At 74.4% G+C, this 23,026-nt stretch carries 27 protein-coding genes; 16 read left to right on the plus strand and 11 right to left on the minus strand.

The annotated features are described in order from the left end of the window. Positions 1-71: 71 nt before the first annotated feature. Positions 72-1,085, plus strand: coding sequence for an SPFH domain-containing protein (locus ACGFXC_RS29890; RefSeq protein WP_393717959.1), 1,014 nt, complete (start codon positions 72-74; stop codon positions 1,083-1,085). After that, complete coding sequence (locus tag ACGFXC_RS29895; protein ID WP_393717961.1) at positions 1,082-1,981, plus strand: hypothetical protein; 900 nt, start codon at positions 1,082-1,084, stop codon at positions 1,979-1,981. The genes ACGFXC_RS29890 and ACGFXC_RS29895 overlap by 4 nt, the downstream gene beginning before the upstream one ends. Here ACGFXC_RS29895 and ACGFXC_RS29900 read toward each other — a convergent pair. Continuing rightward, on the minus strand, positions 1,974-2,603 hold the full coding sequence (locus tag ACGFXC_RS29900; RefSeq protein WP_393717963.1) for an ATP-binding protein: 630 nt from the start codon (positions 2,601-2,603) through the stop codon (positions 1,974-1,976). The two genes, ACGFXC_RS29895 and ACGFXC_RS29900, sit on opposite strands and share 8 nt — an antisense overlap. 123 nt (positions 2,604-2,726) lie before the next feature. Here ACGFXC_RS29900 and ACGFXC_RS29905 point away from each other — a divergent pair, with 123 nt between their 5' ends. After that, positions 2,727-3,050, plus strand: a complete 324-nt coding sequence (locus ACGFXC_RS29905) for a hypothetical protein (protein WP_393717965.1) — start codon at positions 2,727-2,729, stop codon at positions 3,048-3,050. Between the two features lie 139 nt (positions 3,051-3,189). Continuing rightward, positions 3,190-3,924 carry an alpha/beta hydrolase gene (locus ACGFXC_RS29910; RefSeq protein ID WP_393717967.1) on the plus strand — a complete coding sequence of 245 codons (735 nt, stop codon included), beginning with the start codon at positions 3,190-3,192 and terminating at the stop codon, positions 3,922-3,924. 336 nt (positions 3,925-4,260) lie between these two features. Here the strand turns inward: ACGFXC_RS29910 and ACGFXC_RS29915 are convergent, their stop codons facing one another. Together ACGFXC_RS29915 and ACGFXC_RS29920 are read right to left on the minus strand one after the other, a co-directional pair. Continuing rightward, the gene (locus tag ACGFXC_RS29915) at positions 4,261-5,607 is read right to left on the minus strand and encodes a hypothetical protein (protein WP_393717969.1); all 1,347 of its coding nucleotides are present in this window, start codon (positions 5,605-5,607) and stop codon (positions 4,261-4,263) included. Positions 5,608-5,730: 123 nt separating this feature from the next. Then, positions 5,731-6,582 carry a LysR family transcriptional regulator gene (locus ACGFXC_RS29920; protein WP_393717971.1) on the minus strand — a complete coding sequence of 284 codons (852 nt, stop codon included), beginning with the start codon at positions 6,580-6,582 and terminating at the stop codon, positions 5,731-5,733. Positions 6,583-6,677: 95 nt separating this feature from the next. Here ACGFXC_RS29920 and ACGFXC_RS29925 point away from each other — a divergent pair, with 95 nt between their 5' ends. Further along, entirely contained in the window at positions 6,678-7,409 is a 732-nt protein-coding gene (locus ACGFXC_RS29925; RefSeq protein ID WP_393717973.1) for an SDR family NAD(P)-dependent oxidoreductase, read from the plus strand. A gap of 76 nt (positions 7,410-7,485) precedes the next feature. Here ACGFXC_RS29925 and ACGFXC_RS29930 read toward each other — a convergent pair whose 3' ends face one another. Next, complete coding sequence (locus ACGFXC_RS29930; protein ID WP_393717975.1) at positions 7,486-8,178, minus strand: hypothetical protein; 693 nt, start codon at positions 8,176-8,178, stop codon at positions 7,486-7,488. 121 nt (positions 8,179-8,299) lie between these two features. Between ACGFXC_RS29930 and ACGFXC_RS29935 the strand changes: the two genes are divergently transcribed. Next, positions 8,300-8,662, plus strand: a complete 363-nt coding sequence (locus ACGFXC_RS29935) for a hypothetical protein (RefSeq protein ID WP_393717977.1) — start codon at positions 8,300-8,302, stop codon at positions 8,660-8,662. A gap of 18 nt (positions 8,663-8,680) precedes the next feature. Here ACGFXC_RS29935 and ACGFXC_RS29940 read toward each other — a convergent pair whose 3' ends face one another. Beyond that, the gene (locus tag ACGFXC_RS29940; RefSeq protein ID WP_393717979.1) at positions 8,681-9,343 is read right to left on the minus strand and encodes a hypothetical protein; all 663 of its coding nucleotides are present in this window, start codon (positions 9,341-9,343) and stop codon (positions 8,681-8,683) included. Between the two features lie 318 nt (positions 9,344-9,661). Between ACGFXC_RS29940 and ACGFXC_RS29945 the strand changes: the two genes are divergently transcribed. The 5 genes from ACGFXC_RS29945 (at position 9,662) to ACGFXC_RS29965 (ending at position 12,678) form a co-directional block, all read left to right on the plus strand. Beyond that, entirely contained in the window at positions 9,662-10,258 is a 597-nt protein-coding gene (locus ACGFXC_RS29945; protein ID WP_393717981.1) for an RNA polymerase sigma factor, read from the plus strand. Next, positions 10,248-10,562 carry a hypothetical protein gene (locus ACGFXC_RS29950; RefSeq protein WP_393717983.1) on the plus strand — a complete coding sequence of 105 codons (315 nt, stop codon included), beginning with the start codon at positions 10,248-10,250 and terminating at the stop codon, positions 10,560-10,562. Before ACGFXC_RS29945 ends, ACGFXC_RS29950 begins: the two co-directional genes overlap by 11 nt. A 235-nt stretch (positions 10,563-10,797) precedes the next feature. Next, on the plus strand, positions 10,798-11,127 hold the full coding sequence (locus ACGFXC_RS29955; RefSeq protein WP_393717985.1) for an STAS domain-containing protein: 330 nt from the start codon (positions 10,798-10,800) through the stop codon (positions 11,125-11,127). A 76-nt stretch (positions 11,128-11,203) separates the two neighbouring features. Continuing rightward, positions 11,204-12,040 (plus strand): endonuclease/exonuclease/phosphatase family protein, encoded by an 837-nt coding sequence (locus tag ACGFXC_RS29960; RefSeq protein WP_393717986.1) that lies wholly within the window; start codon positions 11,204-11,206, stop codon positions 12,038-12,040. A gap of 101 nt (positions 12,041-12,141) precedes the next feature. Then, complete coding sequence (locus ACGFXC_RS29965) at positions 12,142-12,678, plus strand: hypothetical protein (RefSeq protein ID WP_393717988.1); 537 nt, start codon at positions 12,142-12,144, stop codon at positions 12,676-12,678. Between the two features lie 57 nt (positions 12,679-12,735). Here the strand turns inward: ACGFXC_RS29965 and ACGFXC_RS29970 are convergent, their stop codons facing one another. Continuing rightward, positions 12,736-14,208 (minus strand): hypothetical protein, encoded by a 1,473-nt coding sequence (locus ACGFXC_RS29970; protein WP_393717990.1) that lies wholly within the window; start codon positions 14,206-14,208, stop codon positions 12,736-12,738. Positions 14,209-14,498: 290 nt separating this feature from the next. Here ACGFXC_RS29970 and ACGFXC_RS29975 point away from each other — a divergent pair, with 290 nt between their 5' ends. Further along, positions 14,499-15,023, plus strand: coding sequence for a SigE family RNA polymerase sigma factor (locus tag ACGFXC_RS29975; protein WP_393717992.1), 525 nt, complete (start codon positions 14,499-14,501; stop codon positions 15,021-15,023). Between the two features lie 98 nt (positions 15,024-15,121). Beyond that, a complete protein-coding gene (locus tag ACGFXC_RS29980; protein WP_393717994.1) occupies positions 15,122-16,624 on the plus strand; it encodes a hypothetical protein in 1,503 nt (500 codons plus the stop codon). Positions 16,625-16,690: 66 nt separating this feature from the next. Here ACGFXC_RS29980 and ACGFXC_RS29985 read toward each other — a convergent pair whose 3' ends face one another. Both ACGFXC_RS29985 and ACGFXC_RS29990 read right to left on the minus strand, forming a co-directional pair. Next, positions 16,691-17,965 (minus strand): MFS transporter, encoded by a 1,275-nt coding sequence (locus ACGFXC_RS29985; RefSeq protein ID WP_393718057.1) that lies wholly within the window; start codon positions 17,963-17,965, stop codon positions 16,691-16,693. A gap of 17 nt (positions 17,966-17,982) precedes the next feature. Then, positions 17,983-18,528, minus strand: a complete 546-nt coding sequence (locus ACGFXC_RS29990; protein WP_393717996.1) for an ArsR/SmtB family transcription factor — start codon at positions 18,526-18,528, stop codon at positions 17,983-17,985. Positions 18,529-18,663: 135 nt separating this feature from the next. On the opposite strand from ACGFXC_RS29990, the gene ACGFXC_RS29995 reads away from it, so the two are divergent. After that, complete coding sequence (locus tag ACGFXC_RS29995) at positions 18,664-19,242, plus strand: suppressor of fused domain protein (protein ID WP_393717998.1); 579 nt, start codon at positions 18,664-18,666, stop codon at positions 19,240-19,242. 20 nt (positions 19,243-19,262) lie between these two features. Here the strand turns inward: ACGFXC_RS29995 and ACGFXC_RS30000 are convergent, their stop codons facing one another. Next, entirely contained in the window at positions 19,263-19,940 is a 678-nt protein-coding gene (locus ACGFXC_RS30000; RefSeq protein ID WP_393718000.1) for a GAP family protein, read from the minus strand. Between the two features lie 390 nt (positions 19,941-20,330). Here ACGFXC_RS30000 and ACGFXC_RS30005 point away from each other — a divergent pair, with 390 nt between their 5' ends. Next, complete coding sequence (locus ACGFXC_RS30005) at positions 20,331-20,465, plus strand: hypothetical protein (RefSeq protein WP_393718002.1); 135 nt, start codon at positions 20,331-20,333, stop codon at positions 20,463-20,465. A gap of 34 nt (positions 20,466-20,499) precedes the next feature. Here ACGFXC_RS30005 and ACGFXC_RS30010 read toward each other — a convergent pair whose 3' ends face one another. Then, entirely contained in the window at positions 20,500-20,733 is a 234-nt protein-coding gene (locus tag ACGFXC_RS30010) for a hypothetical protein (RefSeq protein WP_393718004.1), read from the minus strand. After that, a complete protein-coding gene (locus ACGFXC_RS30015) occupies positions 20,730-21,263 on the minus strand; it encodes a PQQ-binding-like beta-propeller repeat protein (protein WP_393718006.1) in 534 nt (177 codons plus the stop codon). Before ACGFXC_RS30015 ends, ACGFXC_RS30010 begins: the two co-directional genes overlap by 4 nt. A gap of 365 nt (positions 21,264-21,628) precedes the next feature. On the opposite strand from ACGFXC_RS30015, the gene ACGFXC_RS30020 reads away from it, so the two are divergent. Then, positions 21,629-23,008 (plus strand): hypothetical protein, encoded by a 1,380-nt coding sequence (locus tag ACGFXC_RS30020; RefSeq protein ID WP_393718007.1) that lies wholly within the window; start codon positions 21,629-21,631, stop codon positions 23,006-23,008. Positions 23,009-23,026 lie beyond the last annotated feature (18 nt).

Genomic DNA, 23,026 nt, shown 5'->3' on the forward strand with positions numbered 1-23,026 from the left:
TGTTCTCGTCCTCTTGACGATATCAACGTGCCTCGTTATCGTCCCGTTGACGAAATCGAGGGGGTCCTGCCATGGCCGACATCACCCGGCGCTTCGGCTGGCGTCATCTGCGCTCCGCGCCCACCGCCCACATCCGCCACCACAAGCGCGGCGAACTCGTCCACGACGGGCGGGGGCTCAGCTTCTGGTACCGGTCGCTGTCGGCGGCGCTCTCCGAAGTGCCGGTCGACGACCGCGAGCTGGCCATGGCCTTCCACGCCCGTACGTCCGACTTCCAGGACGTCACCGTGCAGGCCACCGTCACCTACCGGATCACCGACCCGGCCGCGGCCGCGGACCGCCTCGACTTCTCCGTCGACCCGGACACCGGGAGCTGGCGCGCCGCCCCCCTCGAACAGATCGCCACCCTGCTCACCGAAACCGCGCAGCAGCACGCCCTGGACGTACTGGCCCGGACCTCGCTGGCCGTCGCCCTCGTGGACGGCGTCGCCTCCGTCCGCGCAAGGGTCGCCTCCGGCCTCGCCGCCGAGCCCAGGCTCCCGGCCACCGGCATCGAGGTGGTGGCCGTACGGGTCGTCGCGATCCGCCCCGAGGCGGAGGTGGAGCGCGCCCTGCGCACCCCGGCCCGCGAGCAGATCCAGCAGGAGGCGGACCGGGCCACGTACGAGCGGCGGGCCGTCGCGGTCGAGCGGGAGCGGGCCATCGCCGAGAACGAGCTGGCCAGCCAGATCGAACTGGCCCGGCGCGAGGAGCAGCTCGTCGATCAGCGCGGCATCAACTCCCGCCGCGAGGCCGAGGAGCAGGCGGCCGCGGACGGGGTGCGGACGGAGGCCGAAGCGGCCCGCAAGGTCCGCCTCGCCCGCGCCGACGCCGAGGCCGCGCGCGAGACGGGCGCGGCGCGCGCCGAGGCCCAGGCCGCCTGGCTGCGCGTGCACGACGAAACGGACGCGGGCACGCTGCACGCCCTGGCGGCGGGCCGGCTGGCGGAGAACCTGCCGCGGATCGAGAGCATCACGCTCTCCCCCGACGTCCTCACCGGGCTCCTCACCAGGCTCGGACGCCCGGAAGGCGGCGCGGGCGCGTGAGCCTGGCCCCGCGCGCGGTGCTCGTCCACCGCAGGACCGAGTACGAGGAACTGCTCGCCCGGCACGGGACGCACGGGCAGGCCGCGTTCTTCCTCTCCAGCCGGGGCCGGTCGATCGACGAGGTGCTCCGCCGCCACGACCGCTCGCACCGGGCGCTGCGGGAGGTCACGGCGGCGGTGCCGCTCACCTGGCGCACCTCCCGGGTGGAGCGGGCCGACCTGGACCGCTTCCTGTTCGCCCCGGAGGACGTGGTCGTCGTGGTCGGCCAGGACGGCCTGGTCGCCAACACCGCGAAGTACCTGCGCGGACAGCCGGTGGTGGGCATCGACAGCGACCCGGGGCGCAACCCCGGGGTCCTGGTCCGGCACCGCTGCGCCGACGCCCCCGCCCTGCTGCGCGCGGCGACCGCCGCCGCGGACCGGGCGCAGGAGCTGACCATGGTCGAGGCCGTCGCCGACGACACCCAGCGGCTGCTCGCGCTGAACGAGATCTACCTGGGCCCGCCCGGTCACCAGACGGCCCGCTACCGCCTCGCCGCCGACGGCGAGGAAGGCCCGGGGGAGGCCCAGGCGTCCTCCGGGGTGCTGGTGGGCACCGGCACCGGCGCCACCGGCTGGCTGCGCTCCCTGTGGCTGGAACGCGGCGCCCGCACGGAGCTGCCCGCCCCCTGCGACCCGCGGCTCCAGTGGTTCGTGCGCGAGGCCTGGCCCTCCCCGACGACCGGTACGACGAAGGTCTCCGGTGAGCTGGGGCCGGGGCAGGGCCTGCGGCTGACCGTCGAGTCGGACCGGATCGTGGTCTTCGGCGACGGAATGGAGGGCGACGCCATGGAACTGACCTGGGGCCAGAGCGTACGGCTGGCCGTGGCGGACACCTCCCTGCGCCTGGTCACGTGAGCCCCCGCCGGTCGTCGACGCTGACCTCCAGGCCGGTCCACTGCGCCGTCCACCGCGTCAGATCGCCCACGGCCGGCGGCGCCGTGGGGCGGAGCGAGCGGCCCGGCAGGAAGCGGACGAGCGTTCCGCTGGTCCCGTCGGCATCGAGGGGGATCAGGCCGCTCACCGGAACACCCCGCTCGTAGCGCTGGCTCCAGGCTCCCTCGCGGCGGCGGTTGGTGTGGATCAGCCACTCGCTGAGCGCCGCCACCACGGACATGCCGCGACGCGGATGGCCGTCCGGGAGGCGCTGCGCGTCCGGGGCGTCGAAGAACCGCAGGTCCTTCGACGCCATCACCGGCTTCCGCACGGTCCGGCCGTGCTCGTCGACGCGGGTGTCGGTGCCCCGCCCGTTGTCCGCCACCGACACGGAGCCGTCGTCGTGCAGGGTGATCCTGCACCGGCCCCCCGACCGCCCCGACGCCTCGTCGACGGCGTAGGCGACGACTTCGAGGACGAGGTGCCCCGGCCCGCCGGGAGCGAACTCCCGCGGGGCCCGGCGAATCCGGTCGAGATGGGCCAGGTCCACCTCACGGGCCCAGTCGTGCGTCGTGTTGATCCAGTCGGACCTCGATCCATCCATGCCGTGAGTATCCGCCACCGACTGCCGCCCCGACGGGCCACCGGGTCGTGGGCCGGGCCCCACGGGTACGTCCCGTACGTCGATAGCCTCTGCGGAAACGGTCCTGAGGAACGGGAGACGCCAGTGGTCCGCGAGCTGTACAACGTCCGGACGCTGCCCCCGGAAGGCGGGCCCACCCCGCTCACGGAGGACGAGGAACGGCGCGCCCGTGCGGTGCTGTTCGGCGATCTCGGCGCCGTCATCGCCGAACGGGGCTGGGTCCGCTTCCCCGCGTACTCGCCGGAGGAACGCCGCCGGCTGGTCGACGTCGCGCGCCGTCTCAGCGCCCACTGGGGCCAGGAGGTGTTCGTCGGGGCCGAGGACCAGTGCGCCATGAGGCTCCATCTCGCAGGTCACGGACCGGCGCCCCGCGAAAACGGGCTGGCGGAGCGTACGGACGGTTGCTAGCCTTCCGGAGGCCGTGCGAGAAGACCAGGAGGTGGTACCCGTGAACGCAGCAACGACATGGGTGCTCCCCTGTGGGGTCATGGTCGGGCGATAGGTCGTCCGGGAGCGCCGTACACGAGCACTCCCGAAAGGCACGACCATGAACGTCACTTCCGAACGCCACCTCGACGGCGGCGTCGTCGAGCGCACCTTCACCCTCGGTGAGGTGCCCGGCATCCTCTGGACGCCCGCAGCGGCATCCGCACCCACCCCGCTGATCCTGCTCGGCCACCCCCCGCTCGGGCTGCCCCGGATGTACCCCCGGCTGGTGGACCGGGCCCGGCAGGCCGTGGCCGATGGCTTCGCGGCGGCCACCATCGAGCTCCCCGGCAGCGGCGACCGGCCCCGCTGGGCCGCCGCCGACCAGGCCCGCGCCGACATGCGACGGGCCGTGGAGGCGGGCGAGCCGGTCAGCGACGAGATCATCGACGCCCTCGTCCTCCCGCTCGTCGACCGGGCGGTTCCGGAGTGGCGGGCCGCCCTGGACGCGCTCCTGGCACTGCCCGGGATCTGCGGCCCGGTCGGGTACTCGGGCGGTGTCATCTCCATCGGCGTGCGGCTGGCGGCGGTCGAACCGCGCATCGCGGCCGCCGCGCTCTTCGCCGGGAGCTTCGTACCGCGCGCCGTGATCGAGGAGGCCCGCCGGGTCACCGTGCCGCTGCACGTCCTGTTGCAGTGGGACGACGAGGGCAACGACCGGCAGGCGGCCCTGGACCTGTTCGACGCCTTCGGGTCCGCGGAGAAGTGCCTCCACGCCAACATGGGCGGGCACACCGGCGTCCCGCAGCACGCGGGCGACGCCGCGGCCCGGTTCTTCACGCGCCACCTGAAGTGACGCCGCCCCGCCGCCCACCCACCACCTGACGCGGCCGGGCGCGGATGCGGGGCGGGCCGCCCTCCGGAGCCGGAGGGCGGCCCGCCGACGGCCGCCGCCGTGGCCGGGGCCTCCGTCCCGGTCAGGACTTCCAGCGAAGGCGGCCGTCCGTGGCCGTCCTGCAGGTCATGGAGGTGCCCTTGCCGGTGCGGCCGCTCGCGCCGGCCCGGTCGCAGAAGGCGCCGCCCGCTCGGCCACCGGCGGCGGACGCGCCGGCCGGCCCGGAACGCGCCGTACCCCTCCCGGCGGGGCCGGGAGGGGTACGGTTGGCCGGTCTTCGGCGGGCGGGAGGTCCGGTCAGTTCCAGACCCGGCCGTAGAAGAAGCCACCGGTGCCGTGCTCGTAGTAGCGCTGGCCGTACAGACCGCTGACGCAGCGCGTCTTCGTCTCCGTGGGATTGGAGGCGAACGAGGCGACCATGACGCCCGTGTCGGCGTCCCAGAGCTCGGCGCGGCCCCAGTAGGCGAGGGCGGTGTGGGTGCCCGAGAAGCAGACCTGGTGGTTGCCGTTGGCCGGGACGGTGCCGCTCGTGCAGGTGTAGCCCTCGCAGACCGCCGAAGCCGCGCTCGCCGGGCCGGCGGCCATCAGGCCGAGGGTGGCCACCGCCGCCGTCGCCATGAACGCCTGAACGATCCTCTTCTTCATTTCGATTCCCCCATTGCTGGTCTTCCAGCTGCTGTCGAGCGGATGTCCGTAGCCTAGGAAGGAGCGGCTGAAGACCGCGGGCCCGCTGAAGGCCCACCGGGCGGCGATGACGTGTACGGGATGGGCGCGCAGGTCGGGACGGGCGAGGTCGGAGCGGCAGCGTTCCAGGCGGCGCCGGCGGATCCGGGCGTTGACGCTCTCCTGTTCCTGCCCCTCCCGCCCCTCCGGCCCCGGCTGGTCGCTGAAGAGCTGGTGGAGGCTGCGCACCGAGATGTTGTGACGGGCGGCGATCACGGCGGGTGCCAGTCCCGGGTCGCCGAGGTTGTCCTCGATGAAGGCGTGGATCCGCTGGAGCAGTGCCCGTGCGCGGACTTCGGCGGGCAGGCGTTCCTGCGCGTCGAGCTGCTGGGCCAGGCAGGCGGCCGCGAGGTCGGTGACGACCGCGCCGAGGCGCCGCAGTTCCGCCGGCGCGCATTGGTCGCCGTGGTGCACGAGGTTGCCCATGAACGAGGACAGCATGGCCGCCAGCCCGCGCCCGCCCGGGATACGGCGGGCGAGTAACCGGTCGATCAGGTGCGGGCGCAGCGGCAGCTGCTCCCGGGACAGCTGAAGGATCACCAACTCGCCCGGACCGCCCTGGGCCGGGGTCATGGCGTCGGAGGGCCGCGAGGTGTCCCACAGCACGAGGTCACCGACTCCCGCGCCGCACTCGTTCCCGTGCTGGGAGAGGGACATGGTGCCCTTGCTCACCATCGCGAACTGGTACTGATCCGGATCGCTGCGCCGGATCAGCGCGGGCGTGCGGCGAGAACGCAGGGGCGCGTACGCGAGCCGTGCCATCCGCAGTTCACCGAGGTCGAGCCCGGCGGCCTCGGCGCGGAATCCGGCCCGCAGTTCGCTGCTGATCGCGGTGGGCACGACTTCGCGCGAGACCATGTCGGCGAACCAGTCGAAGCGTTCCCCCGCCGGCACCGCGCCCGACGACACCACTGACCACATCCCGCGCCCCCCAGTTCGATCTTGCCGGCAGGAGCCAAGGATGCGGCGGCGGGCTCCCGCCCGCACCTGGTTTCGCGCCGGTGTGTCGAGCGCCGTCGCCGGGCCCGGTCCGAAAGGGACGGCCTAGCGCAGACGGATCGCCGTTGCGACGAGACCGGCGACGGCCCTGGACCGGCTGTGCGGGGGCCAGGCGATCACGGTGGTGACGGTCGGCGCGTCCCGTACGGGCACCGCGGCGAGGTCGTCGTGCAGCCGCGTCCGGCACGACTCCGGGGAGACCGCGCAGGCCCGGCCGAGCGCGACGAGCTGCAACAACTGTGCGTGGTCCCGGACCTGAGGGCCGGGCCCGGGCGGGTAGCTGCCGTCGGGATCCGGCCAGCGCGGCAGGGGCAGGCCCGGCAGCGCGCTGATGTCGGCCATGCGCACATGGGGCCGGGTCGTGAGCGGATGCCCGGCGGGCAGGACCACGACCTGGCCCTCCGTGCTCAGCTCCTCCGTGTGGAACCCGGCCGTCGAGTCGAACGGCGGGTGCAGCAGAGCCACGTCGGCCCGGCCCTCCCGCAGGAACCGCCCCTGCTCGGCGGGGCCGCACAGGAGGACCTCGACGGGAACCGCGCCGGGCTCGCCGGCGTACGCGTCGAGCAGTTTCGCCAGCAGCTCGCTGGACGCGCTCGCCTTCGTGACCAGGACGAGACCGGCCCGTCCGGCGGGGGCGGCGGCCGCGCGCCGGGTCCGGAGCTCGGCCGCGTCGACCGCCTCCAGGGCCGCCCGGCCCTCGGCCAGCAGGACGGAGCCGGCGCCGGTCAGGGTGACGCTGCGGCTGGTCCGGTCCAGCAGGACGGCCCCGAGCCGGCGTTCGAGCCGCTGGATCGCCCGCGACAGCGGTGGCTGCGCGATGCCGAGACGCTGCGCCGCGCGCCCGAAGTGCAGCTCTTCGGCGACGGCGACGAAATACCGCAGTTCCCGGGTCTCCATGCGGCCACGCTCCTCCGGATCGATACCCGGATGGTATCGGTGTCCACCCGATCGGTCTTGGACCCCGGCGCGGGACCGGGGGCAGCATGAACCCCATGAGCGAACGGACGATTGCGCTGGTCACCGGCGCGAACAAGGGAATCGGGTACGAGATCGCCGCGGGCCTGGGCGCCCTCGGCTGGAGCGTCGGCGTCGGCGCCCGGGACGAGCGGCGCCGCGCGGCCGCGGTGGAACGGCTGCACGCGGCCGGCGTCGACGCCTTCGGGGTGCCACTGGACGTGACCGACGACGCGAGCGCGGCCGCCGCCGCACGGCTGATCGAGGACCGGGCGGGGCGCCTCGACGTCCTCGTCAACAACGCCGCCATCACCGGTGGCATGCCGCAGGAACCCACCCGGGTCGATCCCGCCACCATCCGGACGGTCGTCGAGACCAACGTGATCGGCGTCGTCCGCGTCACCAACGCGATGCTGCCGCTGCTGCGGCGGTCCGCCGCACCGCGGATCGTGAACATGTCCAGCACGGTCGGCTCCCTCACCCGGCAGTCGGGCAGCACCGCCGAGCAGACGGCGGGCCCGGTGGCCGTGGCGTACGCGCCGTCGAAGACGTTCCTGAACGCCGTCACCCTCCAGTACGCCCGGGAGCTGAGCGGCACGAACATCCTGATCAACGCCGGCTGCCCCGGCTACGTCGCCACCGACCTCAACGGCTTCCGCGGCGTGCGCACCCCCGAACAGGGCGCGGCCATCGCCATCCGGCTCGCGACCCTCCCCGACGACGGCCCGACCGGCTGCTTCTTCGACGACGCGGGCGTCGTGCCCTGGTGAGCCGTACGGCGGTCGCCCCCCCCGGCGGCCGTTCGCGGCCTTCGTCCACCGCGAGGTTCCGGGCACGACGGCCGGATCAGCCGGTCGCGGCCCGGCGGAAACGGTCGTGGAAGGCCTCGGCCACCGCCTTCGGCACCGGCTCCCAGTACTGGGTGATGACCCCGCCCGTGCGGACGAACGTGACGGTCTTTCCGGGCTCCTGGAGCGGTCCCGGCTCCAGGGGGACCGGGGCGCCTCCCGCACTCGGGTCCGAGGGCGGCGGATCGAGCTGCCGGTAGCTGACCATCTCGTCCCCGACCCGGTAGGGCGACGGCGCGGGCCGCAGCCCGTGGCGTGTGTAGAGGTCGGCCCACCAGGAGTTGTAGTGCGCGCATCGCGGGATCGCCGCCCGTATCCTCCCCATGGCCCGCACCGCGGCATCCTCGGAGAGGGCGTAGGACACGACGGACCTGCCCTGTCCGGACGTTCCCCTGGCCACCAGGACCACCCGCGTCGAAGCCGGGCGCGGGTGGCCGCGCGGGCTGATGGCCGTCCCGATCTCGGCACAGGGCTCCTCGGAGGCCGCGCCGTCACCGCGATTGACCCCCGCCCCCACCACGGTGACCCCGGGCAGGTCGTTCCCACGGGGCAGTGCCCCCAGCAGCCGGGCCTCCTCCAGTGCCCCGGTCCGCCAGGACTCCACGAAGGGGCTCGCGGGGGGAAACAGGCTGGCCCCGACGGCAGCGGCGGCGACCACGGCCGGCGCGTACCTCAGCGGACGACGGCTCATACGGCGTTCCCCTCCCGGAGTGTGCGGCGGTGCGCGCGGGGTGTGCGCGGTGGTGTGCCCGGGCACGACGGCCGCACCGCGCGCGCCGCATCCGGCATCGCAGGTCGGCTACGGTGCCGGGATGAAGCCAGGCCTCCCGTCCGACGTCCGCGACGCGCTCGACGCGCTCCTCGGTACCCAGGACGCGGCTCACCGCGCCCTCCTGCGGCAAGTACCCCACCTGCAGGTGACCGTACGCTGCCCGTGCGCCTGCGGTACGACGTACTTCGAGCTGGACACCGACGCCGTGCCGGCCGCGCCGCTCCCCGCCGGCACCCTGGTGGCGGCCGAGGCCCAGGTGTACGACGCGGACGAGCACTGCACGGGCGAGGTCCTGGCGTTCGCCCGCGACGGGTACCTGTCCTGGCTGGAGGTCTGCTCCTGGAACGACTGGAGCGAAGACCCGCTGACACTGGCCGACGCGCTCCGCCTGCTGCGCCCGTAGCCGGGGACGGCCCGCGTCTCAGCGCGGCGGCCGCCGGGGCCTGCGCCGCCGCTTCCCGTACGCCTCCCGGATCCCGCCGGCCAGCCCCATGAGCACCGCCGCCGCCACCGTGACCTCGGCCGCGGTGCGCAGGCCCCAGCCGTGAACGTCCCCGGCGGCCTGCGGGGAGACCTTGCCCCGCGGGTCGAACACGACTGCCAGGGACGTTCCTTCCTTCGCGAGCCGCGAGGGGGAGTCCAGGTGTTCCGGGCCGCCCGAGGGGCAGTCCAGGCGGTGGTCGTACGAGGTGCTGGTCGTCGAGGTCCAGCGGCCCTCGGCGTCCATGGAGGACTCCGTCTCGGTGTGCTCGGTGACCTCCAGCACGACGCAGCTGATCTCCACCCCCCGGTCCTCCAGCACGCTGTGCCCCACCGACATGAGCGCGAGGACGGCGCCCAGACCGGCCGGGAGGGCGGACAGCGAGATCAGTTCGGCCCCCCGCCGTCCGGCGCGGGCGGCGTGCACGACCAGCAGCAACAGTGGGGCGAGCAGCCCGACGAGGACGAACGCCCAGCTGCCCAGTGACCCGTACGCCGACTCCCGGGCCGCCCAGAACGCCAACGCCGCGGCCAACGGCGGCGCCGCCAGCGCCACCCCGGTCCGCCAGAGCCCGCGCGCCCATCCCCCCTGCCAGCCCGCCATGCCGGCCCCCCGTGGCTCGTACGGCCCGAATCCGTGCACTCCAGGGAACCGCGACGGCGCGGGCACGTAAAGGGCGCGTTCGGCGTCATGCCGCGCCCCGGGCCTGCGCCGGACCGGTGCGCACCGCGCGGGAGAATTCTCCGCGCGGGGCGAATCCTTCCGGCTCCCGCGCCTCTCTCATAGACGTGCGGACGACCGAGTCCGCCCCGGACCAACGGGAGGAACCCATGACCACCACCACCGCCGTCATCGCCGTGGCCGCCGCGCTGCTGCTGTGCGCGTGCACCGTCACGCTGCTGCGCCGCCGTGGGCGCCGGCGTGGCTGACCACGACTGGCCGGGCGCGACCCTGGTCGCCGCGGCCCAGCGCGGCGACGCGGAGGCGCTCACCGCCCTGGTGTACGGCTCGTACCCGCACGTGCAGCGGTTCGCACGCACGCTGTGCGCCACACCGCAGGACGCCGAGGATGCCGCCCAGGAAGCGCTGATCATCCTCTACCGCAAGATCGGCATGCTGCGGGCCTCCGGTGCGCTGGCGTCGTGGATGTTCCGCATCGTCCGCAACGAGTGCCTGCGCCGCACCCGGGCCCTGCTCCCACGGGGCACGGCCGCCCCCGGCCGGCACGAGCCGGCGGACGAGTACGGGGCGAGCGGCGCCGCACCGTCCGCCGAGGAGGACGTCCTGCTGCGCCTGGATGCCGAGCGCGTGGGGGCGGCCGTCGCCGCCCTGCCCGCCGACCAGCGTCAGGTGCTGGTCATGCGGGACATCCAGGGCCTGCCCGGCCGTACCGTCGCGGACCGGCTCGGACTGAGCACCGCCGCGATGAAGTCCCGGCTGCACCGGGCCCGTTCGGCGGTACGGGAGGCACTGCGCGAGGAGCCGGCACGCACGAGGGGAGACGACGATGGCACCTGACCCGACAACCTCGGCGGCGGGCGGCGCCCCGCCCGCCGGTACGGGCCTCCCCGAGCGCGGCCGCTTCGCCAGCGCCTCGGTCCCGCGCCACCTGGCCCGCGGCGCCCTCGGGTTCGGCGCGCTCGCCGGCGCGCTGGCCCTGCTGCCGGTCGCCGGCCCGGCCGGCCTGCTGCTCGCCCCGGTCGGCCTGCTCGCCCTGCGCGGCTGCCCGATGTGCTGGACGATCGGCCTGGTGGAGACCGTCTCGGCGGGCCGGCTGCGCCGCTCCTGCGACAACGGCAGCTGCGCACTGCGGCGCGCCTAGGCGTATCGATCACGAGCCGTCCGGCGGGTCGCACGATCGGGCGGTTTCGGGGATTTCGGTCCCATGGGCGCATCCGGAGGGAGCCCGTGGAGAGACTGAACCGGTAGGTGATTCGAAAGGTGTGGCCGCCGGCCAGGCCGCTGGAGCCCCGTGCGGTGGGCGGCGGCCGCGACACGTCGAAGCCGGCCGGAGGCGATCGGGTCGTGTGCCGCCGGCCGGGGAACGGAGGGACCTCGTGCGTCGAAACGTGGAGGTGGCGCCGGATGCCGACGGCATCCGGCTCATCATGTGCACCGGAGTGTTCGACTACGACACCCTGGGACCCCTGCGCGCCGCGGGCGCGGCTGCCGCGGCCGACCCCGCAGTCCGGCAGATCGCCCTGGACCTCACCGGCGTCACCCTCGCGGATTCCTCCATGCTCAGCGAGCTCCTCTTCCTGCTGCGCACCGGCCGACTGGTCCTGGTGGGCCACGTACCGCAAGCGCTCGACTGGATGTTCGACCTCACCGGCGTCCGGGAACTGTTCCCGCTCGCGGGCCGGGACGACGTGGCGCGCGCGGTGTAGCAGGGTCTGCCCGGGCCGGCACCTCGATCGCGCGTCGAGGGCGCCATGTGATGATGTGCGTCGATTCCGGGAGGCGATGGTGCTGAGCAGGGGCGCGCGGTGGGTCGCGGGCACGGTGACCGCGGTCTGCCTGATGCTGCTCCTGGGCTCCGGCGCACCGAGCGGTGTCGTCCCCCACGCCGTCGTGGACGCCGTGCCGGAGCGGGTCGGCACCTGGAACATCTGCAATCCGTGCGGCGGGCTCGGGCAGGACTTCGGCCGGGCCAGGGAGATCGCCGCCCGCGCGCCGCAGGTCATCGGCCTCCAGGAGGCGTGCGTACGGGACGTCGAGGAGATCCGCAGGTACCTGAAGGAGGTCTACGGGCTGGTCTACCGCGTCGAGTACGGGTCGGTCCTGCGGAGCTGGAACCGCTGCGGGGGGCTGCCGTGGCGGCCGGGCGGCTTCGGCCAGGCGATCCTCTCGGCGGCGCCGATGACGGACCGGGTGAGCGTCGAATACCCCGACGGAGGCTCCGAGGACCGCGGGTACCTGGCCGTCACCACGCTGGTGGGCGGCCGGCCCGTCCGCGTCTTCAACACCCATCTCGCCGAGCGCCGGCAGCCGCAGGTACGGGCGGGCCAGGTGCGGGTGCTCGCCGCCGAGGTCGCCCGCCACGACCGTGCGATCGTCCTCGGCGACTTCAACGCCGTGCCGGACGCGCCCGAACTCGGCCCGATGTGGGCCCTGGCGGCGGACGCGGACCCCGCCTGCGGCCCCGCGGCCGAGGGCGCCGGTGCCTGCGCGCCGACCACCGACTGGAACAGTACGTTCGACTACGTCTTCCTGCGCGGCATCACCCCGCGCACGCACCGCGTCCACCCCGGCCCGTACTCGGACCACCACCTGCTGCTCACCGACCTGAACCGGAGCTGAAAGCAGCGGAGTCGGCCCGCGAAACGCCTGGCCGGGAGCGGGCCCGGTGATTACGCTGGCCGATCGGACGCGGGGTCCGGGGCAGGCACCGGGGGGACGCCATGGCGGCGAGCGGGGACCACGACGGCCGCGGCGAGGACCAGAAGACCACCGTCATCGAGCAGAACCCGGCGCTGGCCGCCGCCCTGCTGCCCGCCCCCTCCGAGCCGCAGGACAGCAGCGCCGGCTGCTGGGCGGCGACGATGTTCCTGGTCGCCGTCGGGACCTTCGTCTGGGGCGCCATCGCCGGGCAATGGTTCGCCCGGGCCGGGGCGCGGCACCTCGGTACGGGACCGGACGGGGCCGCCCGCACCGTCGTCGACCCGCCCCACACGATCCTGGGCTGGATCTCGGGGGCGGCGTTCGTCGTCGCGGTGGCGCTGTGCGTGGTGGTGCGGCTGCGGTCGTCCGCGTGGCGCCGCCGCGTCGAGCCCGGCCGTGACGCGGCGGACCGGGTGTGGTCCGCCGGCTGGTACTGCGGCCGCTGCGGCACGGTCCACTGCGGGGACGGGCCGGAGCTGACGCTCCAGGAGTTCCGCGTCAGGGTGTGGACCGCGGGCGGCTACGGAGCCCAGGCGCAGCGTCACCGCGCGGTCTGACCCGGCCGTCCCCGTCCGACGCCCGTCGAGGAGCTCTCGGGCGCCGGACGGGGGTGATCAGGCGGTCGTGCGGCGGCGCTTGCCGGTGCCCGCGACGAGGGCGGCGCCCATGGCCAGGGCGACGCCGGCGCCGCCCAGGGCCCAGGTGGTGGCCGGGTCGGAGCCGGTGGCCGCCAGCTGGCCACCGCTGCCGGTGCCGGCGGTGCCCGTGCTGCCCGACGTACCCGTGCCGTGGTCGACGACCGGCGTCGTGCCGCCGCCGTCGGGCTTGGGCTGGTTGCCCGTGTTGCCCGTACCGCCGTTGCCGCCCGTCTGGCCGCCCGTCTGGCCGCCGCCCGTCTGGCCGCCGGTGCCGGTGCCCGGCGCGGAGATCGACGTGTAGGTGAAGATCAGCGGCGACATGATCTCGCTGTCGTAGCCCGCGTCGACGACGACGAAGGCCTTGCCCAGGGGGGCGTCCGGCGCGACCTTGACCCGCAGCTGGATGTCGAACTTCGCGTCCTTGCCGACGGCACGGTCGAAGGCCAGGCCCGGGATGTCGAGACCGGCCTGCTTGCCGCCGTTGACCCAGTTCTCGCCGTCCCAGACCTCGACCTGGAGGTGTTGCGCCCGCAGGTTGTTCACGTCGTTGGCGAAGAGGAACGTGAACTTGTAGTGGTCGAACGCCCTTTTGCCGGAGTTGTCGACGCTGAGGGTGAGCGGCTTCCACGCGCCGTCGGCCGTCAGACCGCTGTCCGGCAGCCCCCGCAGGACCACCTTGGGGCCCTCCCGCTCCGACTTCGGTGCGGCGGGCGTCACCTTGGACACGTACCGGACCCGGTCGGCGGTGCCGCCCTCGGCGGTCGTGCTCAGGGAGAAGCGGCTGACGGGCGTGTCGTCGGCGAACTTCATGCGGAGCTTGAGGTCGAAGACCTCGTTCGCCTCGATGTCGACGTCGGCGACCCCGAAGGAGTACACCTCCTCGGAGCCGTCCGCCTCGATCTTGTGCCAGCCCCAGGTGCCGGCGGCGTCGGGGGCGTAGACCTCCGCCCGGATGTCCTTGCCCTCCCAGGAGAACGTGTCGAGGGTCCACAGGACCAGTTCGAGCGAGTAGTCGGAGGCCGCCGCCCGGCCGGAGTTGTCGACGTGGAGGGCGAACTCGCGCCAGTCGCCGCCCGCCTTGAACTCGTCGGGGAGGCCGGTCAGGGTCATCGTCGGGGACTTCGCGGCCTGCTTTCCGTCGGCCTGCTGCCCCTCGGCCTGCTTTCCGTCGGCCTGCTGCCCCTCGGCCTGCTGCGCGCCTGACCCGGACGGCTTCCCCTGGCCCGCCTCGCCCCCGGGCGCCCCCGGCTTCGCCGCGCCCTCAGGGGCCTGCGCGTCCTGGGCGTCCCGGCCCGCCTGCGGGGCCGCGTCACCCTTCGGTTCCGCGTCCGGCGCCGTGACGGCCGGGCTGCGCACCTCGTCCGCCATGGCGGGCGTGGCCATGAGCACGCTCGGACCGACCACGGCCGCCGCGGCGACGACGGCCATGCGCTGGAGCTTGAACTTCACGTCTTCATTCCCCCTCAAAGGCCCCAGGCGCGCGGCGCGCGTCCCCCCGGGGGCAGAGCAACATCCTTTTGAACACGATCAGGATAGTGGGCGCCCGGGTGCCTGGCCACGGGGTATCCGCGGGCGGCTCCGGGGCGGCCGCCGCGCGGCCGCCGGACCCGTGGCCGCCACTTCCACGGCGCGGACGCCGAAGTTCCGTTAATTTCCTTCGATTCCCGGTCCGCAGGGTGCAACATTCCGCGCCCCCCGCCGCGTCAATGGGGTGAGTCGGAACGCAAGGGGGGACGGGGATGGCGCACACACGCAGGGAGGGGTTCCTCGAGTTCGCGGAGGGCCGGTCGGGAAGTCTTTACCGGTCGGCCTGTCTGCTGGCGAGCGGGGACACCCACCTCGCCGAGGACCTCGTACAGGAGACCCTGGGCCGGATGTACCTGATCTGGGGGAGGGCCTCGCGGATCGACAATCCGGCCGCCTACGCCCAGACGGTCCTGGTCCGGGAGTTCCTCAAGCACAAGCGCCGCCGCTCCGCGGGGGAGCGGCCCTTCGCCGTCCCGGCCGAGTCGGGCGGGGCGGGGCGGTTCACGGTGGCGGGCGGTGATCCGGTGCTGCGGCTGACCCTGCTGGAGGCACTGGGCCACCTGTCCCCCAAGGACCGGGCGGTGCTCGTGCTGCGGTTCTGGGAGGACCGCAGCGTCGAGGAGACGGCCGAGGCCATGAACGTCACCTCGGCGGCCGTACGTACGCGCAGCTCCCGGGCGCTCGCCCGCCTCCGCGCGGAACTCGGCGGGAGCCTCAGTGTGTTCGTGGCCACCTGAGCGCGGCGGCCCCCGCACCCCACCGCCCCACCCCTCGCGCCCGTCGCCGGGTCATACGCCGGCGTTCTTTCCCACCACCACCCAGAAGGTGATTCGGCATGTCCTTTGAAGATGAGCTCGGTGCGGCCCTGCGGCGCACGGGAGACGGCTTCGTCCCCGGCCGCCCGGACCTGGTGGCGTCCGGCGAACGGCGCGGACGCCGGCTGGTGGCCCGCCGTCGGGCCGCCGTCGTCGGCGGATCGGCGCTGGCCCTGGCCGTCCTGGGGTCCGTCGGAGCCTACGGCGGCGGCCTGCTCGGCATCGGCACCGGCGACGACGGCATGGCGAACGTCGCCGCCGCCCCCGTCGCCACCACCCAGACGGCCGGCGCCTCCACCCCGGCCGGCGCGCAGCAGGGCGGCGCGGTCAGCGCGGCCCGGCTGATCGAGATCTACCGGCAGCTGCTGTCGGGCGGCCGGGTCAGCGACACCACGGCCCGCGTGCCGGGCGGCGCCGACCAGACGCCGAACGCGTCGGTGTCGGGCGTGTACGACGACGGCAAGGGCCGGGCGGCGATCTCCGTCGGCCTCTCCCGCACCGACCCGCACGGTCAGGCGGCCGAGGACATGCTGGAGTGCCCCGACCCCAAGCTCGTCCCGTACGACTCCTGCGCGGTCGAGAAGCTTCCGGACGGCGGCCGGCTGAACCTCTTCCAGGGCTACGAGTACCCGGACAAGCGCGAGCCCACGAAGCTCTGGCGGGCCGTCCTGGTCACCCGTGAGGGCTACCAGGTCGACGTGTCGGAGTGGAACGCCCCCGCCGAGAAGGGGCAGCCCGTCAGCCGGCCGAACCCGCCGCTGACCAAGTCCCAGCTGAAGTCCTTCACCACCTCGGCCCTGTGGCGCCAGGTCCTGAGCCGGCTGCCCGCGCCCCAGCAGGCACCGCAGGCGCCCGATGCCGCGGACGCGGCGGCGAAGCCCACGGGTGACACGGGGGGTTCCGGCGCCTCCACGGGTACGGGTACCGCCGCGGGCGGCACCACCGGCACCACCGGCACCACCGGTACCACCGGGACCTCCACCGGCAAGGGCACGGGCAAGGGCGAGGGCAAGGACACCGGCGGCACCCCCGCGGGGGACCCGCAGCCGTCCGGCGGACCGGGCGGGACGCCCGACCAGGGGGACACCGGCCAGGGCGGATCGGGCCAGGGCGGCACGGTCGCGGTGCTGGAGTCCCTGGTGCCGAAGTCCGGCATCACGGTCCTGCGCAGGTCGGGACAGCCCGGCTACGGCTCCCTCGTGCTCGACGACGGCAAGGGCGCCTCGCTGGTCCAGGTCAATGTCCAGGAGGACATGGGGGACCTCCTGCGGGACCGCATGCACGGCGCGGGCGTCGTCGTCCTGCCCGACGGCACCCGGGTGCTGGCGGAGCAGAAGTCGGGCGAGAAGGGCGGCTCCGGCGTGGTCTGGTGGAGCGTCGACACGCTGCGCCCGGACGGCCGCCGGGTGGTCGTGTCGGCCTTCAACACCGGCGACCAGTCCAAGCCCGCCACCCGCAGCAAGCCCATCCTGACGATGGAGCAGCTCAAGGCCATCGCGCTCGACTCGAAGTGGTTCGGCTGACCCGACCGGCTCTCACGCGACCGCGGCCCCCGCCCTCCGGGCGGGGGCCGCGGTCGCGTCCACCGGTCAGCACGTTTCGGTCGCGGGCACCCGGACGGGATCCCCGGATTCCGGGTGACCCGCGGCCCCGGTCAGGGCGGCGGCGCGCAACGCCGCCTCGACCCGGCGGTTGCCGGTCATGGAGGCCGTGACGGCCGTCATCGCCAGGAGCAGCCCGGCGGCGGCGTAGAGCGGGGTGCGCACGCCGTACGTGGTGGCCAGCCAGCCGCCGAGGAAGGCCCCGAACGGTGCGGCGCACATGGCGAGCATGCGGGACGTGGACGCGACCCGGCCCATCAGGTGCGCCGGGACGATCGTCTGCCGCAGCGACGGCGCGAGCACCATCGTGGCGCCCATCCCCGCCCCGCAGACGGCGAGCGCGAGCCCGGCCGCGTACGGGTTCGGGGCGGCGGCGAGCCCCAGGACCGCCAGCCCCTCGATGGCGGCCGTGCAGGTCAGCGCGGTGCCGGTGCCCAGCCGCCGGCCGAGGAAGGAGGCGATGCCCGCGCCGAGCAGACCACCGGCGGCCTCCGCGGTGAGGAGCAGGCCGAAGCCGAAGGCGCCGATGCCGAGGCGCTCGTGCGCGAAGAGCGCGAGGACGGTCTCCACGGCGATGAAGGCGACGTTCCCGACCGCCGGACGCAGCGCGAGCCCGAGCAGGATCCGGTCCCGGAAGACGTACGCGGCGCCCGCCCGCGCCTGGCGCAGCAGCGACTCGCGCGCCTGCGGCACGGGCCGGGGCACGGCGGGCAGCGAGCGTACGAGGGCTGCGGAGACGGCGAACGACAGCGCGTCGGCGAGCAGCGGAACCGCCCGCCCGAGCGCGAGGAGCGCACTGCCCGCGGGCGGCCCCGCGAAGCCGGAGGCGGCGGTCTGGGCTCCGCGCAGGCGCGAGTTGGCCCGCTCCAGGAGCACGGGGTCGCGGCCGAGCAGGTCCGGCAGGTAGGCCGTGGCGGCCGTGTCGAAGAAGAGCCCGCCGAGGCCGAGCAGGAAGGCGACGGCGGCGAGCAGCGGAATGCTCAGTACGTCGAGCGCGGCCGCGACCGCCGGCAGCGCGAGCAGGACCGCGCGCGCCGCGTCCGCGACCCACATCGTGCGCCGGCGGTCCCAGCGGTCCACCAGGGCACCGCCGAGCACTCCGAAGAGCAGCCACGGCAGCGTTCCGGCGGCCGTGACGATGGCGAGCGCCATCGGATCCCGGGTCAGCATCAGTGCGAGCAGCGGCAGCGCGGCGTGCGATACGCCGTCACCGAGCGAGGACACCGTCTGCGCGGTCCACAGCCGTCCGAATCCGGTCGGCAGCTTTCTCTCGTCCGTGCTCACTTGGCGTCCCCTTCCGTTTCGGCCTGCCGGCGCGGGGCCGGCTGGAACAGGGCGAAGACGAGCGACGCGTCCGGCAGCGACGGATCGGACAGCGCCCGGTACTCGTCCGCCAGCGCCTCCAGCCGCGCCCCGAGCTCCGCGAACTGCTCCTCGGTGAGCCGCAGGTGCGCCATCCGCACGTGCCGCTCGGCGTCCGCCGGCGCCGCCTCCAGGTCCGCCACCGCGTGCCGCATCAGCACGTCCGGCCCGCCCTCGCCCGGATCCGGCAGCACGATCGACCGCGCGGCCATCGCGTAGTACCGCTCGGTGACGCCGCGGACCTTCCGCGTCCGCACCACCTTCACCAGCCCGGCCCGCTCCAGCAGCCGTACGTGGTAGCTGGAACTCCCCTTCGCCATGCCCACGCGCTCGGCGATCTGGGTGATCGTCGCGGGCTCGAAGCGGAGCACCGCCATGATCCGGTGACGCGTGAGGTTGGAGACGGCGCGCAGTTGTTCGTCGGTGGTGACGTGAAAGGTCTCGGGAAGATCAGCGGTAGCCATGCCCCCAATGGTCAACGTTTCTTGACCATTGGGCAAGGGGGTTGTCCCAAAAACCTTCCGCCCCCCGCCCGTTGAGCACCCGGTCGACTCCGGGCGCCCGGGGGCCGGTCGGCCGGGGTCTGGCATGATCGCGTGGTGAGTGATGCGAGGCCGACGGCCACCGAGGCCGTCGAGGCACATGTCCGGGCGTTCTTCGAGGGGCATTCCGTGGAGACCGTCGTCCCGGGCCCCGGGCCGGAGGGGCGCCGGGCCGTGCCCGGGCTGCGGGTGCTCGTGGTGAGCCCCGGTCCGCGCGGTGACAGTTGGGCCTACGTCACCGCCGGGTGCTGGGCCGCGATGGCGGAGGACGGCCGGGGGCCCGAGTTCGTCATGACCGCCCGCGTCCGCGACGAGCGGTTCGTCGACCTCATGGTCATGCTCGCCGACTACCACCGCGGAGGGCACCGGCTCGATCTGGAGCACAGCATGCCGATCGGTGAACCGTGGGTGCCGGGCTCGGCCTGCGACCACCTGCTGATCAGCCTGCCCTACCTCCACGGGCCCGACCTGGAGCACTGCCCGCTGCCCGCAGGGCACGCCCGCGTCCTGTGGGCCCTGCCCGTGACGGCCGCCGAGATCGAGTTCCGCGGGCGCGAGGGCCATGAGGCGCTGGAGCGGCTCTTCGACGACGCGGAGATCGCCCCCGTCGATCCCTTCCGGGCCTCGGTGGTGTGACCCCCCCGTGGCGGCCGGGCTCAGCGGCTGAGGCCGGACAGGCCGCCGCCCAGGACGCCCGCGCCCAGGAGCAGCAGCACGATCACGGTGATGACGGTGCTGTTGTCCACCATGAACTGCCCGACTCCGTCGAGGAACGCCGCGCCGCGCCGCCCGGCGAAGAGATGGACGCCGACGGCGCCGAGCACCGTACAGGAGGCGACGAGCAGGAAGACGACGACGGTCGCGACGAGCCCGCCGCCGTGGGCCCCGGCCTCGACGATCGAGGCGACGGCCGATGCCGTCAGGACCAGGTTCTTGGGGTTGGCGCCCGACAGCAACGCACCCAGGAGCAGGGCCCGTCCGGCCGTGACGTCGTCGAGGGAGGCCGTCCAGCGCGGCGGCTCCGCGCGCTCACCTCCCCGGGGGCGCTTGCACCACGTACGGACGCCCAGCACGAGGAGGGCGGCCCCGGCCAGCACCCGCCCCCAGTCCGCGACCGCCGACGACGGGCTGTCCGGGTCGTCGGCTCCGCCCAGCAGCAGTGCGGCCAGCGCCGCCGCGACCGCGAGGGCGGCGAGCCAGCCGACGGCGAACAGCAGGCCGTTGCGGCGCCCGTGGGCGCCGGACAGGACCAGGACGATTCCGATCACGGGGAAGGGGCTGAGCGCGATCGCCAACGCGGCCGGCAGGACGGCCCCCATCGCCTCGCTGGACACACGATCCCCTCTCCGTCCCGGGCTCGGGACAACGGCTCGACGTGCCCGCCGACCGGCAGCACCCCGATGCTGCCCCAGCAACGGGCCCGGTGGCCGCGGAACTCGCCGGGCTCATCCCAAGCCGCCCCCCGGGCACCGGTCCCGTCAGCCACCGCGGTGCCGGCGCCGGGCGACCGTACGGGTGAGGAGGGATCGATTCGGCACCCGCGCGCGGTGAGCCGGAGCCCGCGGCGCGGGAACGGCGCCCTGCGTGCCCTTGCCGCTCTCGGCGCCTTCACGCTCCTGCTGTCCGTCCCGTCGTCCGCATGCGGCCGCGACGGGACGGTTCGAGTACGCCTACGTCGGTCTGGACGGCACCACGCGGCACGCTCGCCTGACGGACCCGCGCACTTGCCGCGCAACCGGACCACCTCCACGGCGACGGTCTTCACCGAACCCGACTGCACGGGCCAGTGGTTCACGCTGCGCCCGATCACCGGCCGTGGTTCGGAGCGCCTCAAGCTCAGGTCCGTCGTCTTCAGCTGAGCCCGTCGGCGGGGCCCCCGGTACGGGGAGCCGGTCACAGGCGCCCGCCGCCGGCGAGGTGGAAGGCGTACAGGGTGCCGTCGGATCCGCCGGCGGCCCAGACCACCGAGCGGGCGGCGGCGGGCTGGGAGAAGGACGCCTCCTCGCCGACGGCGGCCACCCACTGCCTCACGCCGGTGAGCGCGTCGACGGCGTGGAGGTTGCCCGGGCTGATGAGGACGCTGCCGCCGGACGCCACGGGCGTCGACGCTCCGTACGGGGCGGTCATGGGGTACGCCCACCTCCGGGCTCCGGTGGAGGCGTCGAACGCGTAGAGGGCGTGCAGGCCCCGCACGTACACCAGCCCGTGGCGGCATCGAGGGCGGACAGGCGGCCCTTCCAGTCTCCGACGTAGACCACCCCGTCGGAGACGGCGGGCGCGGCCCTGGTGATCGCGTCGATGGGCAGTGACCACTTCTTGACGCCGGTGGCGGCGTCCACGCCGTGGAAGGTCGAGTCGGTCGTCGCGACGCAGCCGGCGAGGTGGACCACACCCTCCACGAAGGCGGGCATTCGCCGCCCGCGTCGTAGGCCCACCGGGGGGTGCCGGTGGCCGCGTCGACGGCCTGGAGCCCGTTCCTGCCGACGAGGAAGACGGCGCCGGCCCCGGCCCCGGCCACGGGCGGTGTGAGGAACGAGAGGCCCGAGCCGTGGTTCCACCGCGTCGTGCCCGTGGCGGTCTCCACCGCGTAGAGGCTGCCCGAGCTTCAGCGACCACTTCTCCCTGCCCGTGGCCCCGTCGGCTGTAGCCGCTGTCACTGTGGAGCGGCCACCGGACCCGCCCGGACAGCAGGGCGGGCACGACGGGGACGGCGAGGCCGGCCGCGGTGGCGGCGCCGCCCCCCACGGGTCGGGCCGGGCCGTTCACGGGACGCGCTCCGGAACGCCCCGAACGCCGGCCGCGGGGTGTCGGTGTCGGCGTTGCGTTCCCATGCGTCGACAGGACGTTCGGGTGGTCGTGATGGACTGAAAGGAGTCTCTCGCGTCGCGCGCGGTGATCCACGGCGCCGGCGGCGGAAGGGTCCCCCGCGATGGTGTCGGCCCGGCCAGTGAACTCGCCGGGCCGACTTCGCGCGCGATCCGTGTTCCCCGGGAAGGGAAGGCGGAAGAAGTGAGGAGTCCTCATGGGGTGCTACCGGCAGACCGCGGTGCGACGAGTGCTGACGGTCGCGGCGATCGGCCTCGTCCTGGCCGTCACCAGCCCTGCGCTCGCGCAGGCGGCGGATGCGGGGAAGGTACCGGCCGCCGCCGGAACCGCAGGCTCGGGGTCGCGGGCCGTGTGCCCGCCGGCGCCGCTGTGGGCGAACACCGGGGGCAACGACCAGCGGCTCATCCAGTACGACACGACGGGCACCGCGCTCAGCAACGTCCCGCTGGCCCGTGACTACGGCGACATCGCGTTCAGCCCCGACGGATCGGTCCTGTACGGGGTCGACTTCCCCGGCGGCGCCGGCACGGCCACGCTCTACACCATCAACCCCGTCACCGGCGCTGAGACGGCGGGCCGGCCGATCTCGGGACCGCTCGCGGCGCTCACGCCGACCACCGCCGTCAACGGCCTGACCGCCCGCCGGGACGGCCTGCTGATCGCCGGTTCGTTCAATTCGAGCCAGATCTTCCTGATCAACCCCGCCACGGGCGCCTCCACGGCCTTCCCCGCCTCCTTCCCGGCGGGCATCGTCTCGGCGGGTGACTTCATCACCCTGGACGACGGTGACGTCCTGGCCTTCGGGACCGCGGCCGCGGCGGGCCCGTCGCCGGTGTTCCGGATCCGTCCCGACAACACCGTCATCCAGATCGGCACGGTCCCCCAGACCTTCGGCGCGGCCAAGTCCGGGGGCAACGTCTACGCGTTCGCCTCCAACGGCGACATCAACCTGCTGTCCAGCCTGCCCACCACGGCCGGAACCGCGCCGCTCCCGGTGCTGACCATCCAGGCGACCGGCCGCGGCTTCTACGGCGCCACCTCCGCGCAGGACAGCGGCAACTGCGTCGTGCCCGCCTACACGGTGCGCAAGTCGGCGTCGCCCAAGGGGCCGGTGAACGAGGGCAACACGATCACCTACCGGCTCACGGTCAAGAACACCGGCACCGTCGCCGCCAACGGCGACCTCACCGACGACCTGAGCGACGTCCTGGACGACGCCACCCTGGTCCCCGGCTCGCTCACCGCCACCACCGGCTCCGCGACCGTCACGGGCACCACCCTGACCTGGACGGGCACCCTGGCCCCCGGCGCCACCGCGCAGATCACCTACCGGGTGAAGGTCAACTCCCCCGACACCGGGGACCGCACCCTGGTCAACTACGCGGCCCCCACCGCACCGGGCGGCACCTGCGCCACGGCCCGCTCCTGCACGGTCACCATCGACGTCAAGAAGAAGCCCCACAAGGACTGTGACAAGCCCGGCCACGACAAGCCCGGCCACGGCGACAAGCCCGGCCACGGCGACGACGATGACGCCTGGGCCGACGAGCAGGACAGGACCGCCTCCGGCCGCTGATCCGGACGCACCGCGCGG

Origin of the sequence: Streptomyces sp. NPDC048507 (assembly GCF_043199995.1) — a bacterium.
Lineage (GTDB): Bacteria > Actinomycetota > Actinomycetes > Streptomycetales > Streptomycetaceae > Streptomyces.